This is a genomic window from Streptomyces sp. NPDC001858 (genome assembly GCF_053594615.1).
Map to the genome: position 1 here is coordinate 38,882 of NZ_JBSFEV010000012.1, position 15,127 is coordinate 54,008.

The 15,127-nt window shown below is 70.5% G+C and carries 14 protein-coding genes and 2 pseudogenes; 4 read left to right on the top strand and 12 right to left on the bottom strand.

Going from position 1 to position 15,127, the window contains the following annotated elements; all coding sequences use genetic code 11:
- Window positions 1–135: 135 nt before the first annotated feature.
- From ACWCPF_RS19460 to ACWCPF_RS19495, 8 genes are all read right to left on the bottom strand, one after another.
- The gene (locus ACWCPF_RS19460; protein WP_451046275.1) at window positions 136–1,644 is read right to left on the bottom strand and encodes an FGGY-family carbohydrate kinase; all 1,509 of its coding nucleotides are present in this window, start codon (window positions 1,642–1,644) and stop codon (window positions 136–138) included.
- Window positions 1,634–2,368 (bottom strand): hypothetical protein, encoded by a 735-nt coding sequence (locus ACWCPF_RS19465; RefSeq protein ID WP_451046410.1) that lies wholly within the window; start codon window positions 2,366–2,368, stop codon window positions 1,634–1,636. Before ACWCPF_RS19465 ends, ACWCPF_RS19460 begins: the two co-directional genes overlap by 11 nt.
- 581 nt (window positions 2,369–2,949) lie before the next feature.
- A complete protein-coding gene (locus tag ACWCPF_RS19470; RefSeq protein WP_451046276.1) occupies window positions 2,950–3,120 on the bottom strand; it encodes a hypothetical protein in 171 nt (56 codons plus the stop codon).
- A 358-nt stretch (window positions 3,121–3,478) separates the two neighbouring features.
- Window positions 3,479–4,072, bottom strand: coding sequence for an alkaline shock response membrane anchor protein AmaP (amaP, locus tag ACWCPF_RS19475; RefSeq protein WP_451046277.1), 594 nt, complete (start codon window positions 4,070–4,072; stop codon window positions 3,479–3,481).
- 10 nt (window positions 4,073–4,082) lie between these two features.
- Window positions 4,083–4,658 (bottom strand): DUF6286 domain-containing protein, encoded by a 576-nt coding sequence (locus tag ACWCPF_RS19480; protein WP_451046278.1) that lies wholly within the window; start codon window positions 4,656–4,658, stop codon window positions 4,083–4,085.
- A gap of 114 nt (window positions 4,659–4,772) precedes the next feature.
- Complete coding sequence (locus ACWCPF_RS19485) at window positions 4,773–5,219, bottom strand: Asp23/Gls24 family envelope stress response protein (protein WP_451046279.1); 447 nt, start codon at window positions 5,217–5,219, stop codon at window positions 4,773–4,775.
- Window positions 5,216–5,443, bottom strand: coding sequence for a hypothetical protein (locus tag ACWCPF_RS19490; RefSeq protein WP_451046280.1), 228 nt, complete (start codon window positions 5,441–5,443; stop codon window positions 5,216–5,218). Before ACWCPF_RS19490 ends, ACWCPF_RS19485 begins: the two co-directional genes overlap by 4 nt.
- 38 nt (window positions 5,444–5,481) lie before the next feature.
- Window positions 5,482–5,916 carry an Asp23/Gls24 family envelope stress response protein gene (locus ACWCPF_RS19495; protein ID WP_451046281.1) on the bottom strand — a complete coding sequence of 145 codons (435 nt, stop codon included), beginning with the start codon at window positions 5,914–5,916 and terminating at the stop codon, window positions 5,482–5,484.
- Between the two features lie 450 nt (window positions 5,917–6,366).
- Here ACWCPF_RS19495 and ACWCPF_RS19500 point away from each other — a divergent pair.
- A pseudogene (locus ACWCPF_RS19500) lies at window positions 6,367–7,215 on the top strand (transposase); the annotation flags it as partial.
- A 458-nt stretch (window positions 7,216–7,673) separates the two neighbouring features.
- Here the strand turns inward: ACWCPF_RS19500 and ACWCPF_RS19505 are convergent.
- The 3 genes and pseudogenes from ACWCPF_RS19505 to ACWCPF_RS19515 all read right to left on the bottom strand — a co-directional run bounded on the left by ACWCPF_RS19505 (window position 7,674) and on the right by ACWCPF_RS19515 (window position 9,750).
- Window positions 7,674–8,801 (bottom strand): tyrosine-type recombinase/integrase, encoded by a 1,128-nt coding sequence (locus ACWCPF_RS19505; protein WP_451046282.1) that lies wholly within the window; start codon window positions 8,799–8,801, stop codon window positions 7,674–7,676.
- A gap of 76 nt (window positions 8,802–8,877) precedes the next feature.
- Window positions 8,878–9,063: pseudogene (locus ACWCPF_RS19510) on the bottom strand (SpoIIE family protein phosphatase); the annotation flags it as partial.
- Between the two features lie 69 nt (window positions 9,064–9,132).
- On the bottom strand, window positions 9,133–9,750 hold the full coding sequence (locus tag ACWCPF_RS19515) for a PadR family transcriptional regulator (protein WP_451046283.1): 618 nt from the start codon (window positions 9,748–9,750) through the stop codon (window positions 9,133–9,135).
- Window positions 9,751–9,757: 7 nt separating this feature from the next.
- Between ACWCPF_RS19515 and ACWCPF_RS19520 the strand changes: the two genes are divergently transcribed.
- On the top strand, window positions 9,758–10,474 hold the full coding sequence (locus ACWCPF_RS19520) for an ABC transporter ATP-binding protein (protein WP_451046284.1): 717 nt from the start codon (window positions 9,758–9,760) through the stop codon (window positions 10,472–10,474).
- A gap of 5 nt (window positions 10,475–10,479) precedes the next feature.
- On the top strand, window positions 10,480–13,293 hold the full coding sequence (locus tag ACWCPF_RS19525; RefSeq protein ID WP_451046411.1) for an FtsX-like permease family protein: 2,814 nt from the start codon (window positions 10,480–10,482) through the stop codon (window positions 13,291–13,293).
- 100 nt (window positions 13,294–13,393) lie between these two features.
- On the opposite strand, the gene wrbA is transcribed toward ACWCPF_RS19525, so the two are convergent.
- Window positions 13,394–14,005 (bottom strand): NAD(P)H:quinone oxidoreductase, encoded by a 612-nt coding sequence (gene wrbA, locus ACWCPF_RS19530; RefSeq protein WP_451046285.1) that lies wholly within the window; start codon window positions 14,003–14,005, stop codon window positions 13,394–13,396.
- A gap of 158 nt (window positions 14,006–14,163) precedes the next feature.
- Here wrbA and sigJ point away from each other — a divergent pair, with 158 nt between their 5' ends.
- A complete protein-coding gene (gene sigJ / locus ACWCPF_RS19535) occupies window positions 14,164–15,102 on the top strand; it encodes an RNA polymerase sigma factor SigJ (RefSeq protein WP_451046286.1) in 939 nt (312 codons plus the stop codon).
- Window positions 15,103–15,127: the final 25 nt, after the last annotated feature.

Below are 15,127 nucleotides of genomic sequence, written 5' to 3' on the forward strand. Positions count from 1 at the left end.
TAAGATGACTCGGAGGGGGTGCGAGGAGGGTGCCGGGAGGTCGACTGGGGGCTCCTGGCGGATCTCCACAGCGCCGCATCGGCGCAGGTGAGAGCGCCGGAACCCGCCTATGAGGCATGATCCGGCGGACGGGCCTCAGGCCTCCGGCGCGTCCAGGCGGGCCCAGACCGGCCCGAGGGCCTCCAGCGCCTCCCGGTACACCTCGTACGCCTCGTCGAGCACGGCGACCCGGTCGGGACGGGGCTCGTGGCGTCGGAGGACGGTGGCGCCGGCGCGCGGGTCCGTCACGTCGTCGAGCAGTCCGACGGCCGTGGCGGCCAGCAGGGCCGCGCCCCGGGCCGCGCTCTCCCGCACGTCGGTCACGACGACCGGCCGCCGCAGCGCGTCGGCGAACATCTGGCTCCACACCTCGCTGTGCGCGGCACCCCCGGTCAGCCGGGCCACCCCGGTGACCGGCAGCTTCGAACAGAGCGCGTCGACGTGCCAGCGGTGATTGAGTACGACGCCCTCCATCAGGGCCCGCAGCAGATGCCCGCGCTCGTGCCAGCCGCGCAGACCGAGGAACGTCCCGGAGGTGGGATGCGGATGCGGGGAGCCATAGACGAACGGGTGGAACAACACCTCGGACGGTCCCGCCAGATGGGCCTCGACCTCGCGGCCGATCGTCTCGTGAACGCCGTCCCGCTGCTCGGCCGGGCTGCCCGTGGCCCGCAGGAACCACTCCAGGTTCGCCACGGACGCCGGTGAGGTGGACATGGTCATCCACTGTCCGGGGCGGACGAAGTGGCGGACCTGCCAGCGCGGATCGACGACCGGGTGCTCGACGACCACCTGGTTGATGCTGAACGACCCGGCGATCAGGCACAGTTCGCCCGGCACCGTGCCGCCGATCCCGAGCGCGGCAGCGTCGACGTCATGGGCGCCTGTGACGACGGGTGTGCCGGCGGTGAGCCCGGTGAGGGCCGCGGCCTCGGGGGTGACGGTCCCGCTCACCGCGTCGCAGGCCAGTACCGGCGGCAGCAGGTCGGAGAGCGCGCCGAGACCGTACAGATCGAGCAGCTCCGGCGAGTAGCCGCCCCGCCGCATGTCCGTGAACGAGGCGCTCGCATCCGTGGGATCGGTGGCCACCGCGCCCGTCAGCCTCAGCCGCAGCCAGTCCTTGCAGGACAGCAGCCAACGGGCCTCGTGAACCACCTCGGGCTCATGGCGGACGAGCCAGGCCAGCAGGGCGGCCGGGGAACCCGCGAAGGGCACCGTGCCCGACAACTCCAGGGCGCGCGACCAGACCGGAGTGCCCCGCCACTCCTCCAGCACCGGCTCGGCACGCGTGTCCATCGCCACGATCGCGGCCCGCACCGGCCGGCCCCGCCCGTCGACGGCGTACAGACCGTCGCCGTGCGCGGCCAGTCCCACCGCGGCGACGGCCCGGCCCGCGTCCGGACCCGCCTCGGCGAGACAGGCCGCGATGGCCTGCCGCGCCGTTCGCCATACGTCGTCCATGTCCCGCTCGACCCAGTGGGGCCGAGGGGTGCTCAGCGGAAGCATGCCGCTGCCCCGCGCGACCGGTCGGCCAGTGGCGTCGAACAGCACGGCCTTCGTCACCGTGTGTCCCGCGTCGACACCGAGCACCAGTTCACGCGCCAACGCTCACACCCACCTCAGTTCGCGGACGTCGACCGCCACGGCACAAGCCGGACGCAGCGAACTCGGCGATCGCCCCGGCGACAAGCCGCGCCGAACGCGGCATCGTGGTCGTCGCGTCACCGGCGTAAAACGTCGCGATCGCGGCATTGTCCACGAGCGCCAAGAGCTGTCCGCAGGGAGCGGCTCCTGGTCGTGCACGTCGAGCCCCGCTTCGGCCATAGCGCCGCCGCTCTCCCGGCCGGGACCGCCGAAGTCCTCCGTCGGCCTTGACCGAGGCGTCGTCCCGGTCGGCATGCCTCCTTTTCGCAAGGATCAGCCTGACGGCGAGTTCGGCGACGGCCGTGGCCTTGCGGCGGGACACCGGTGCAACGTCCACACCGCGGGCAGTCGCTGCGGCAACTTCGACGTTCTCCAGCCCCGCACGAGCCACACAGACGGACCGCAACGGCGGAGCGGCCCGGAGCAACGGAGCGAAGCACACGGCCAACACCCCGGCATCACCCACCGCGTCCCCGATCTCGCCGGGCACCACCACCGCCCCGCGCCACTCCAGGGGCTGTTGTGCCACGTGCTGCCCCGCCTGCGTTCCCGACCGGTCGACGCTGCGGACCGGCCCGAATCGTGGACCGCAGACCTCGGCCACGACATAGTACCCATCAGGGAGTAAACGGTCACTGGCGCCCAGAAAAGTCAAATGCAGTCTCCTTGCGTACCGAAGCCGCACCAACCACGGCCCGATAGTCCCACATAGGGGGCGACGGGCCGGACCGCCCCCGCCGGACGGCCCGCAGAGCGATGGCGCGCACCCCCTCGGGACTCCCGTCCGGTCAGGTCAAGATCGATACGACTACAGCTGCTGAAGTGAGGTGCCCCTGATCCCGAGCTCCGTGGCGGCGCGAGCTCTGCTAACTGACGTGGCCTTCAGTGGTGTTGGCCGTCGGTTGCCGGGTGCTGGCGGCCCGGGCCAGACGGTCGCGGATGGCACGGCGGGCGCGGTCGTGGGTCCCGGGGTCTCCGAGGAGTTGGCGGGTGAGGTTCGATTCGAGGATCGCGCCGTGCAGGAGCGACGTACTGTCGCCCGGTTCACCCCGCGTTCGCGGGGGTGAACCGGTGATGGGCGAGGACTACGGCCGTGGCACCTCGTGCTCCCCGCCGACGCGGGGTGAACCGTCGGCGTCGAGGGCTTGGTGGCCGGTGTTCGTGCGCTCAAGGCCGCTGAACCGCGCCGGGTGCACCGTGCACCAACGGTTGCGCCTGGCTGTTGTGCTGTCAGGCCCGGGCTGATCTGGGGCTTTCGGGAGCCGGTCAGCGGGCCGGGCGCCGGGTGGAGCGCCAGATGGAGCGGGCCGCCAGGTAGAGCAGATCGACGATCAGAAGCAGTACGCCGATGGACATCAGGTAGAGCATGCCGTCGACGGCCGCGCCGATGGTGACCAGAGCGATTCCGGCGATGAGCAGGATCAGGAAGAGGACCATGACGGGATGCCTCCCGGGAAGGAACCATGCGAAATCTGCGTGGTCTCGCGGTACGGCAGGACACGTTGTGCCTGTGCTCGATGTCGCGTCGCCGAGGGTGGGTACGTGACGGCCCCGGCGCAAAAGGCCGCCACCAGGGTGGAGGTGGCGTCTGCCGACGACGTGCCCCACCGACTCCAAGGTCTCAGGATGATGCCGACGACGACCAGGGCCGGTGTCTTCGAGCACGCCGTCAGCAAAGCGAGTGCGCCAGGCGGCGAGCTGTTCGTTGGATCCTCCGCGTGCCAGAACGCTCGGGTTCCCAGAATCCCGGGCGCCTCGCTGCCTGTACCCCCACGGGGCTTCGGCCCAGAGGATCTCAGGCGGCGCGTTGGGCGCGGTGGCGGGCTTCCCGGAGGCGGACCTTCGAGGGGAGGCGGTCCAGGCCGGCCGAGTCTCGTGCGTGTGCGAGCGTTTCGCGGCTCAGCTGCCCGAGAGCCCGCGCTGGATCGGCGTGAGGCTCCAACAGCAGCCGCACGCGTGCGGTCGGAGCGGTACGTCGGCCCGTCAGCCGTACATGGGCCCGCGAGACCCCCTCCAAGGCCTGCGCCTCTTGCTCGATGACGTTCTCCAGCGTGCGGCCGTCGAGTCGGGCTGCCGCGCCGTCTTCGCTGTTGACGAGAACACGGTCCAGGCGGTGTCTGCGTTGCGCGAGGAGCCACCACAGCAGCAGGGCCAGCAGCACGGCGAGCACGGCGATGACGGTCGGCCACCACCAGTCCTCTTCCCGCCACCGGGTGCGTCCCTCGGCGCCCAGCACCACATCGTCCGGCCCACGAAAGGGCCACCAGCCCGGCACGTCGAAATCCCAGTGGCGCTGCAGGTCCAGTGCGCCCAGCAGCACGCCGCCGCCGAGGGCGAACAGTGCGAGGCCGAGCAGTCCGAGCAGCACCCGGTTCGCCGTCTTGAGCATCAGCATCACCTCAGCCCTTCTTGGGGCGCCGGACGCGGACGGCCAGTGTGGGTTCCCGGGCCAGGGCCAAAGACGTCACGGCTTCGCCCAGCTCGGCGTCCAGGTCCCCGCGGACCTCCTCAAGATCGCGGAAATGTGCCCGTGCCCGGGCTTTGACCTTCCGGCGGCCGACATCGACCTGTGCCGACTGGACACCGGGCACCTGCATGGCCCGGTCGCGCAGAATCAGAGCGGCCGCGCGGCGGTCGAGCCCGGCTCGGACGTCCTCTCTCCCAGGGATGCCGGTGGGCCGCCGCATGGGCAGCAGTCTGCGCAGTCCCGGCGTCACCGCCAGCAGGAACAGCCCCAGGCCGAGGGCCATCGCCACAGCGGCCCCGACGATCATCCAGACGTCGTCCAGGGGCCGTGTGGCCAGTTCCTCGGCGAGCCGCCGCCGCCAGTGCATCGCGTTCCGGCCTGCCCGCACCGAAACCACGTCGTACAGGAGCAGTCCGACGGCCGCGGCGGACAGCAGGGCCACGATGGCGGCGGGGAGCCGCCGCGTGGACCAGAAACGGTGCGCCGGCCGGCCTGATCCGTCGGTCACCTTCGTGGCGCCCGCAGCCGCCCCTGGGTGCCGTCGGCGGACGGAGCCGCCTGTCCCGGACCGGAGGAGAGGTCGCTGTCACCGGTCGGCTGCCGCGAGGTGTTCGCGCTCGTCTCACCTCACCCTCTCCCGATCCGTGTGCCGCGTATGCGCCGAGTGCAGTTGCTCGACCGATACCGCGAGGTCGGACACCTCCATGCCGGCCCATGTCCTGATCCGTTCGGTGACCTCCCGGCGCACCGCGGCGCACTGCGCCCCGATGTCGGACGGATAGCCGAGCTCAACGGTGATGTGCAGCCGTGCCTCGCCGAGCACCGCCTGCCGTCCGGCGGCGGACTCGGCGTCCCGTCCTGCGCTGGTGCGCTCCGGTGCCCGCCGTACCGATGTGCTCACGTGTGGCATCCGGCGGCCGGGTGGTACGTGGCCGGCCGACTCGGCGAACCGGCTCAGCGCCTCCCGCGCCACCCGGGCCGCGATCTTTGCGACGACCCGGTCGGTGACGGCGGTCGCCCCGCGCTCCCCGCGGGGGACGCCCGGGCGCTCATCGGCTTCCCCGCTCACCGCCGCCAGTCTCCCCGGGCCTGTCGCCGGTCATCGCGGATCCGATCCTGCCGGTCCCGGCGGTGGACGAAGTCGCCCGGTTCGAGATCACCTTCTGTGAACCGCCCGATGACGAGACCGACGAGGCCCAGCACCAGCACCAGCAGGAAAGCCCAGAAGTCACCGAAATACGCGGCGAAACCCAGCGCCATTCCGGCCATCAAGCCCACCACGGCCCTGCTCATTTCGCGCTCCTCCACTCAAGTGCGCTGTTCCTCCCCGGCTACTGGATCCGCTGCCGCTCCCCCCCTTCGTCCTCCTCGTCCTCCGGCAGTTTCACATCGCTGACCGTGATGTTGACTTCCACGACTTCCCGACCCGCCATCCGCTCCACCGCGGAGATCACGTTCTCCCGCACCGCACCGGCCACGTCCGTGATCGAGACGCCGTAGTCGACGACGATCTCCAGATCGATGGCCGCCTGCAGCTCTCCGACCTCGACGCCGACCCCTCGTGTGGCGGATTTGCCGCTGCCGGCGTCGGGCATCCGCTCTCGCATGGATCCCATCGAGCGGGCGAATCCGCTGCCCAGGGCATAGACGCCGAGCACGTCCCGTGCCGCCATTCCGGCGATCTTCTCCACCACCACATCGGCGATGGTCGTCCGGCCGCGAGAACCGGGCGCAGCGCCGAGCTTGACGCCGGTGTTCTCAGTCATTGGGATATTCCTCCCTGATGAGGACATAAGGCACCTATTACTCGAATTATAGTATTTTTAGCACCTTTTGCCTGGCTGTGGAGCGTGAGACGGGGTGGTCCGACGAGCGGCCCGAGGCTCCTGTCCCGACCTCTCGCGGACATTCGGGCAGAGCGCCGCGGGAAGAGAACCGCGGCCGTGGAGAAAGAGCGTGAGAGGCCAGTGACCGAGGCGTGGACGCAGGCAGTACGACGCCAGCGCGACCTGGGCCGGCCGCTCCCGCTCGGCGGGCCCCACGACGGGACGTCGATCACCGAGCAAGCGGCCGTCCAAGCCCTCGGGCGCAGTGCCGCCGAGGTCCCCGGTGTCCGGCTGGAGGCCCTGCGCATCGGGTCGGCGCCGCTCCAAGCCGTGTCCGAGCCGGCCGTCCGTCCGCCGGCCGGCGCGCTACCGGCCGGCCCGCTCACCATCGAGGCCGCCTTCACAATCGACGGCAAGGACGTGGACCTGCCCGTCGAGCTCGACCGGCGCCAGAAGCGCCTGGCCAGACTGCAGGCCGCCCGCGCGCAGATCGAGGCCGAAGCCGCTGGCAAGGCACGCGAGCACGCCCAGGAGATCGAATGCCGCCGCCAGGAGCGCACCGGCACCGGCGACGAGCAGGCCGTCACCGACGCCGGGTACAAGGCTGCCGCGAAGGCCCGTCCCAAGCCCAAGGCGCAGGCCAACTTCACCGACCCCGACTCGCGGATCATGAAGAACAGCGACGGCGCCTTCATCCAGGCCTACAACGCCCAGGCCGTCGTGGACGCCGAACACCAGGTCATCACCGCAGCCGACGTGACGACCAACGCCTCGGACGCGCTGAACTACACCACGATGCTCGACCAGTGCACGGCGAACACCGGCATCCATCCCAAGCAGGCCCTGGTCGACGCCGGCTACTGCTCCGAGGCCAACCTTGAGGCCGCAAGAGACCGCCAACTGGCCTGCGGCACAGACACGTTCATGGCCACCGGCCGCCTGGCCCACGACGAACAGGTCCCGCCCGCACCACACGGACGGATACCGGCGAACGCCACGCTGAAGGAACGCATGGCCCGCAAGCAGCGGACCAAGCCCGGCAAGGCCGCCTACCGGCGTCGCAAGGCCATCGGCGAACCCGTCTTCGGCCAGATCATGACCTGCCAGAACGGCCGCCAGCTCCTCCTGCGCGGCGAGGGCGGTGCCCGCGGCGAGTGGCGCCTGCTGGCCGCCTGCCACAACCTCCGCAAGATCTTCCGACACACCGGAACCACCGGGCTCGCCGCCCTGGCCTGCTGACCGGCCGGGCCTCCCCGGCCGGTCAGCAGGCCGAAATCCCGGTCCCCCGCTCACCACCCCCGCAGGACACCAACAGGGCCGACCGCGACCGATCCCATCGATCACGGCCAACTGATCGCCTACCCGTTACTGACCCACCCTCCTAGCAGACAACCCGCGTTGTCCGGCGTGGGAGCTGCGCTGTGCTCCCACGCCGTACCGGCCAAGCGGTGGATTTGCCGCTCGCGTCGTCCCGGTGTCCGTGCCGGCCGGTGACCGACCCCAGCGGCTGGCCCACGAAGGGCAGCCGACAGGCGGTGACCGCCTTGGAGGCGTCGGCCGTTGAGGTCTCGAAGACCGGACCCACCAGTGCCACCCTCAGCAATGAGGCCGTTGGCGTGAGCATCCCGTCCCGGCAGACACCAGGCAACGGATCCCGGCCACGTTACGCGCCCCCTCAGCCATCCATAGCCTCTAGCTCAATCAGCGAGGCTACGGTTGAGCGCCTTCGCTGCCGTGCTGATCGAGCCGGGCATAAGGTGCCGGTACACCTTGAAGGTGATATCGACGCTCTTGTGTCCCATCCACTCAGCCACGTCCGTGATCGGGACGCCGTTGCTCAGGCAGTTCGACGCGAAGAAGTGACGGTTCCCGTAGAGCACCATCCCTGACGGGATGTCCACCTCGCCCGCTGCCTTGATCCGACGCCACTGATTTCCCACCCCCCAGTGCGGATACGGCTTGTTGGGGTCCGTGGCCTGTCGAAGCAGGTATCCGTCGATGGTTCCATGCGTCTCGGTGTACCACTTGATCGTCTCTCTTACCCGAGCGGGGAGGGGAACATCTCGGTACTCACCCAACTTCCGGTGCTTGAGAGGTCCGTGCCGCCGGGTGGACATGATGACCTGCTCAGCTACCCGATACACGTCCTCGGCCACGATGTTGTTGAGGTTCACCGCCGCCGCCTCACCGTTGCGCATACCGCAGCCGCTCATCAGGTCGACGATCAACATGAACGCGTCATCGCCTGCGGCGCGTATCGCGCGCAACTGTTCGGGAGACGGGATCACGGCCCGTTCAGGGTTGTACTGCGGCGGCTTCACGCCGACCACCGGGTTGTCGGGAAAGACACCGAGCCGTTGTGCGTCGAGGAGGATCGCGCGCAGCTTGTCGAAGGCGTTGGACTGAGTGGCCAGACCAGCGCCGCTGCGTTCCATGGTGCGGATGAAGCCGTCAACCACCTTGTGGTCGAAGGAGTCCATCCGTCGGCTCCCGAGTGCCGGGTAGAGATGATGCTCCAGGAGCGAGTCGAGGTGCCGTACCGAGGCCTCGGCCAGGTGTCGTTGCCCGGCCTTCCACTCCTCGGCGTACTCCTCGAACCGCATCGCCCCGTACTTCCGGATACGCTCCGCCTTCGTCTGAGCCTGCGGGGTCGCCTTCTTCTCGTTGTAGATCTCCAACAGGCGCTCGATGGCCTTGTCCTGGGTCGAGAAGCCCGCCTCTTCCCCAACGAATCCTGCGCCACGGCCAACCAACTCCACCGACTGATGCTGACGGTTTGCTGACCGGCAGCCAGCCAGAAGAGCGCTGACCTGCAAAAACAGCAACGAAGTTCGATATGTTCTGGAACTTCGTCGGCCGCACCCGGGCCGAGATCGAACAGGCCCGCGAGGACTGGATGACAGGCACCCGCAGCACCTCGGCTTGGCCGCCCAGGTGCAGCAAAACCGGCGGCGGAGGCGAGACCGGGTCGTAGACCGCGTACAGGCAGGTCGCCATGCGGTCCGTGCCCAGCCGCTGGGCCTGCTCGTCCAGGTGGTGCAGGACCTCCTGCGGGGGCAGGTCGAGACCGGCCAGGGTCTGGGCCGTCGCGGCTGGGCGCGGACGCGATGCCTTGATGCTCACGCCGCGAGGCATCGGGCCCGCGGGTGAGTTCGCTCAGGCCGGGCGGCGGCGGTCCGCTTCGGCGGTGCCCTTGTCGGCGCGGGCCGCCGTCTCGGCCACCGGCGCGAGTCGCTCGGCCGCGCCCTCGACCAGCTCCAGGTCGGCCTTGGTGTGGCCGATGGCAGCGTCGAGGAGGAGGGAGATCAGCGGGTCGCCGGCGTGGGTGCGCCGCAGCCGGGTCAGGCCGGCGAGCTCGGAGAGGTAGGTCTGGCGCTGCGCCGTGACGAAGGCGTCCAGCGCCTGGGTGCCGAGCGTGCTCGCGCCGAACAGCTTGAGGAACAGCTCGTCGCGGAACCCGCCCGTGCGCACCCAGGCGCTGGTGGCCCACTGCAGCACCTCTTCCTGCCCGGAAGGGGTGAGCCGGTAGAGCGTCTTGTCGGGCCGGTCGGTCTGGGCCATCTGGGACCGGGTGACGCGTCCGTCGCGGACCAGCCGGTCCAGGATCTGGTAGAGGTGGCCGATGTTGAGGCCGCCCCACTGCGGGCCGATGGCCTCCTCGAAGCGGCCCTTGAGTTCGTAACCATGACTCTCGCCCTCGGTCAGCAGGGCGAGCACGGCGTGGTGCAGCGGCAATTTACACACCTCCTGGATTGTGACAATGTACCGCTGCATTGTCGCAATGTATGAGGAGTGCTCCGTGGGTGTGAGGTTGACAGGCGTGACCCGCCGGTATCCGGGGCTGGTCGCCCTGGACGCCGTCGATCTGAACATCGACGACGGCGAGGCGGTCGCGGTCACCGGCCCCTCCGGTTCCGGAAAGTCCACGGTGCTGCACCTGATCGGCGGCATGGACCGGCCCGACGAGGGAACCGTCGAGGTCGACGGAGAGGAACTGATCCCCCGTCGGCTGGACGCGCACCGACGCCGTATCGGATTCGTGTTCCAGCGCTTCCACCTGCTGCCCGCGCTCACCGTGCTGGACAATGTGCTCGCCCCGGTGCTGCCCCGCCGCGTGGACTTCGACCGCAGAGCCCGGGGCATGGAACTGCTGGAGGCGGTGGGTCTCGCGGCCCGCGCCGACGCGCTGCCCTCCGAACTCTCCGGCGGCCAGCAGCAACGCGTCGCCGTCTCCCGCGCTCTGATCAACCGCCCGGGTCTGCTCCTCGCCGACGAACCGACCGGCAATCTGGACAGCGCGACCGGCCGGGAGATCATCGACCTGCTGCTGTCGCTGCGCGAGCGCTACGGCATGACCCTGCTGCTCACCACGCACGACCCCGAGGTCGCCGTGAGCTGTGACCGGATCGTGCGGCTGCGCGACGGCCGGGTCGTGGCCGACGAACAACTGACCCCCGCGACCGATGTGTTCGACCGTCTCGGAGGGCTGCGTCCGTGATCCGCATGATCCGCTCCCAGCTCTGGCGCCGCCGTTCCCGCGCCCTGGGCCTGGCCGCCGGAATCCTGGTCGCCGCCACCAGCTTCACCCTGCTCACCTCGACGGTCACCACCAGCCAGGCCCACACCACCGGCCTGGTCGAGGACAGTGCCCGCTCCGCCTACGACATACTGGTCCGCCCGCCGGGCACCGGCACCGACATCGAGAAGGAACAGGGCCTGGTCGAGGCCAACTTCCTGTCCGGCATCTTCGGCGGTATCACCCTCGCCCAGTACGAACGCGTCAAGTCCTTCGCCGGCGTCGAGACCGCCGCACCGGTCGCCAACGTCGGCTACCTCATGGTGCAGAGCACGGTCCCGGTGGACGTCTCCGCATTCCGCGACAGCGACGCACCTGCCCAACTCCTGCGCCTCACGCCGACGTTGAAGGCCGGGCTCGGCACCTACCCGATGGCCGACCAGTACGTCTACCTCACCCGCAACCCGATCGTCACGTACGACAAGTGGAACGAGGCCGAGACCATCTGGCCGGGCCTCCAGCACGAGATCGCCGACGACAAGAAGTACGCGGTGTGCTGGTTCTACAACGAGGACAAGAACGGGGACACCTTCGACAACCTGGGTGAACGGCTGCCCCAACCACTGTTCCAGTGGAACCCCGTCCCCGAGACGGCCTTCACGCCCGACGCCCGCTCCCAGATGACCTGCGTACCGGGCGACGGCAAGGCCACGGCACAGATCCCGGTCGCCTACCCGGTGCTCCTGTCGGCGATCGACCCGGTCGCCGAGGACCGACTCGTCGGTCTGGGCGGCGCGGTCACCTCCGGCCGGAAGCTCACCGACGAGGACAAGCCCGTCTGGGGGCCCGACGCCTTCGACCAGAACCCCGTGGAGGCCGAGCGGCAGCACGACTACCAGGTCCCCGTCATCCTCAGCAGCCGCGCCCTCACCGCCGGCGCCTTGAACGCCACCGTCCAGCGGCTCGACGTCGGCGATCCCGCCGCCCTGCCCGCCGAGCTGGCCGGCCCTCGGGCCCATGACTACGTCAACGGCCTGAAGGGCAGCCCCGTCGGCGAGGTGACCGCCGACCTCGCCACCGGTTTCCGCACCGTCAGGGACGCCGAGAACCTGGTGGCGGATCTGTACTGGACCGTCGGCCCCGTCGACTACAGCAAGACCGAGGACGGCCTCGCCGTCCGGGCCAAGCCCGCCCAGCCCCCCGGCCTGTGGAACACCAACTACGAGAACGACCTGACGGAGAACGTCCCGGAGGAGAACACGGCTACCCAGTTCCGTGAGGTCACGCCCCACGCCTCCACCGACTGCATGGCCTTCAAGACGTGCACGAACGAGAACGCCGGACGCGGTCCCACACCGGTCCTGAACATCGTCGGCCGCTACGACACCGACAAACTGCACGGCTTCTCCCCCTTATCCCAAGTTCCCCTGGAGACCTACCGTTCCCCCCAGGTCACCGGCGCGGACCAGACCTCCCGCAGTGCCCTCGGCAACCGACCACTGCGCCCGGACCGCAACCTCGGCGGCTACCTCAGCCCGCCGCCCACCCTGCTCACCACCCTCGACTCGCTCTCCGTCCTCACCCATAGCCGCAAAAAGCCGACCGCGCAGGAGAAAGCACCGGTCAGCGCCATCCGCATCCGGGTGGCCGGAGTGACCGGAGTCGATCCCGCCTCGCGCGCCCGCGTCAACTCCGTCGCCGGACAGATCCGTACCGCCTACCCGACGCTCCAGGTGGACGTCACCGTCGGCACCTCGCCCGCCCCGCAGACCGTGACCCTGCCAAGCGACGTCAAGGTCACCGAGTACTGGGTCGCCAAGGGCGTCGCCCTGAGAATCCTGCGGGCCGTGGACGCCAAGAGCGCGGTGCTGTTCGGCCTGGTCCTGGTGGTCTGCGGACTCTTCCTCGCGCAGGCCGCGCTCGCGTCCGTACGCTCGCGCCGCACCGAGATCGGCACCCTGCGCTGCGTCGGCTGGAGCGCGTCCGAGATCCTCCGGCTCATCCTCGGTGAACTGGCGGCGATCGGACTCGCCGCGGGCACGCTCGGCGCCCTCCTCGCCTACGGCCTGGGCGCCCTGCTCGGCCTGCCCACCTCGGCGGCGAAGGCGGCCCTCGTCCTGCCCGTCGCCCTGCTGCTCGCGCTGACCGCCGGCGCGCTGCCCGCGTGGCGGGCGACCCGGGTCCGGCCGCTGGACGCGGTCCTGCCGGCCGTGACCGGCACGCGCCGCGCGGCCACCGTTCGCACCGTCATCGGCCTCGCGCTGAACAACCTGCTGCGCACGCCCGGCCGCACCGTGCTCGGCGCGGCCGGACTCGCCCTCGGCGTGGCCGCGTTCACGGTGCTGCTCTCCCTCACCCTGGCCTTCCGCGGCGAGGTGGCCGGCTCGCTCCTGGGCAACGCCGTCGTCGCCCAGGCCCGTACCGCCGACTACTTCAGCGTCGCCCTGTCCCTGCTGCTCGGCGCGGCCGGCGCGGTGGACGTCCTGGTCCTCTCCCAGCGGGAGCGCGCGGCCGACCTCGCCGTGCTCGGCGCGGCCGGCTGGTCGAGGCGCGAACTCGGCCGGCTCGCGCTGTACGAAGGCGCCGCCCTCGCCCTGCTGGGCGGCCTGACCGGCGCCGTCGCCGGGCTGTCCACGGTCCTGATGATCGGTCAGGGGCTCTGGGAGGGACGGCTGTTGCTCATGGCCGAAGCCGCCCTCCTGGCTACGCTGGCCGGGGTCGTCCTGGTCTGCGGTGTCCTGTCCATCCCGGTCCGGACCATGTCCCGGATCGCCCCGGCCCAGCTCCTGGCGAGGGAATGAGCCGGTGCCTTGTCGCCGCCGACGACGGCAGTCGTCGGCGGCGGCGACCGTGGGCGCGGTGGAGTCTTCGGCGGTCAGCCGCCCATGAACTCCGTTCGGATCAGGCCGCGCGGCCGGCCTTGAGAGCGGCCGCGATCTCGACCGCGCGGCGGGCCTGGTGGCGGGCCGCTCCCAGGGACTCCTCACCGGGCGCGCCGCCGGCGACCACGTGCGAGGCGCCGTAGGGATTGCCCTGCTGGGCCTGGACCGGGTTGGTGTAGCCGGGGGGCACGATGACGCCGCCCCAGTGGTAGAAGGTGTTCGACAGCGCGAGCAGGGTGGACTCCTGGCCCCCGTGGGGGGTGCTGGAGCTGGTGAAGGCCGAGTACACCTTGCCTGCGAGCTTGCCCTGGAACCACAGGGGACCCGTGGTCTCGATGAACGCCCGCAGCTGGCTGGCCGGGTTGCCGAAACGGGTGGGAGTGCCCAGCAGCACCACGTCCGCCCAGTCCACGTCGTCGATGGTCGCCTGGGCGACGTCGGCGGTGTCCTCGAGGTGCTGGACCCATTCCTGCCTGGTGTTGATCACCTCCTGTGCGACCGTCTCCGCCACCTTGCGCAGCCGCACCTTGGCGCCGGCCTGCTCCGCACCCTCGACGGCCGCCTGCGCCAACGCGTGCACGGTGCCCGTGGAGCTGTAGTAAATGATCGAGACATTCACAGATTCAGACATCGGTTTCCTTCTCTCATCACCGGGATAGGGTTTCCGTTCATCAGTTACGACGACGCAGCCCTGCGCGATGTGAGGCGACGCGGCGCCCGACTCACATTCCGCCGCCCTGTCTCGTCGAACTGAACGGGGGCAGAGCGACCGAGGGAGCCGGCGACACCATGACCAACCCGTCCGCGTCCGAGCACGGCAGGCCCGATCCGAGCCTGAGCGCGATCATGAGCGAGCGGCAGCAGCTGATCAATCTCACCTACCGGCTCCTCGGCTCGCTGACCGAGGCCGAGGACGTCGTGCAGGAGACCTACACCCGCTGGTACGCCATGTCGCCGCAGCAGCGGGAGGCCGTCGAGACGCCCGGCGCCTGGCTGACGACGGTCGCCAGCCGCATCTGCCTCGACCTGCTCGGCTCGGCCCGGGCCCGACGGGAGCGCTACGTCGGGGAATGGGTCCCGGAGCCGCTGCCGGACGGCAGCCAGTGGGTCAGCGGGCGGTGGGGCGGCACCGCCGCGGCCGACCCGGCAGAGCGGATCACCCTCGACGAGTCGATCAACATGGCCTTCCTCGTCGTCCTCGACCTGATGACCCCGGCCGAGCGGGTCGCGTTCATCCTGCACGACGTCTTCCGCTACTCCTTCGCCGAAGTGGCCGCGATCGTCGGCCGGACGCCGACGGCCTGCCGGCAGCTGGCCTCGTCGGCCCGCCGCCGGATCCGCGCGTCGCAGTCCGCCGCGGCCCCGGCCGCCCTGCGCGCCGACACCGTCCGGGCCTTCAAACAGGCCTGGGAGGCCAAGGACATCGACGCCCTCATCGGGCTGCTCGCGCCCGATGCCACGGCGACCGGCGACGGCGGCGGACTCGTCCCGGCCGCGCCCCGCCCGGTCGAGGGCGCGGAGCAGATCGCGCACTTCTTCGCCGGCCGGATGGACGCGGTGCCCGACGTGATGCTGCTGGAGAGCACGGTCAACGGTCAGCCGGGGCTGGTCGCCCAGGTGGACGGCGTCTCCGTGTCGGTGCTGGCGTTCGACGTGGAGGGCGACCGGATCAAGCGGATCTGGGCGGTCCTCAACCCCGACAAGCTCCGGCCCTGGCGGGCGGGCTGACCGTCGTCCGGTGCGCCCGCCCGGC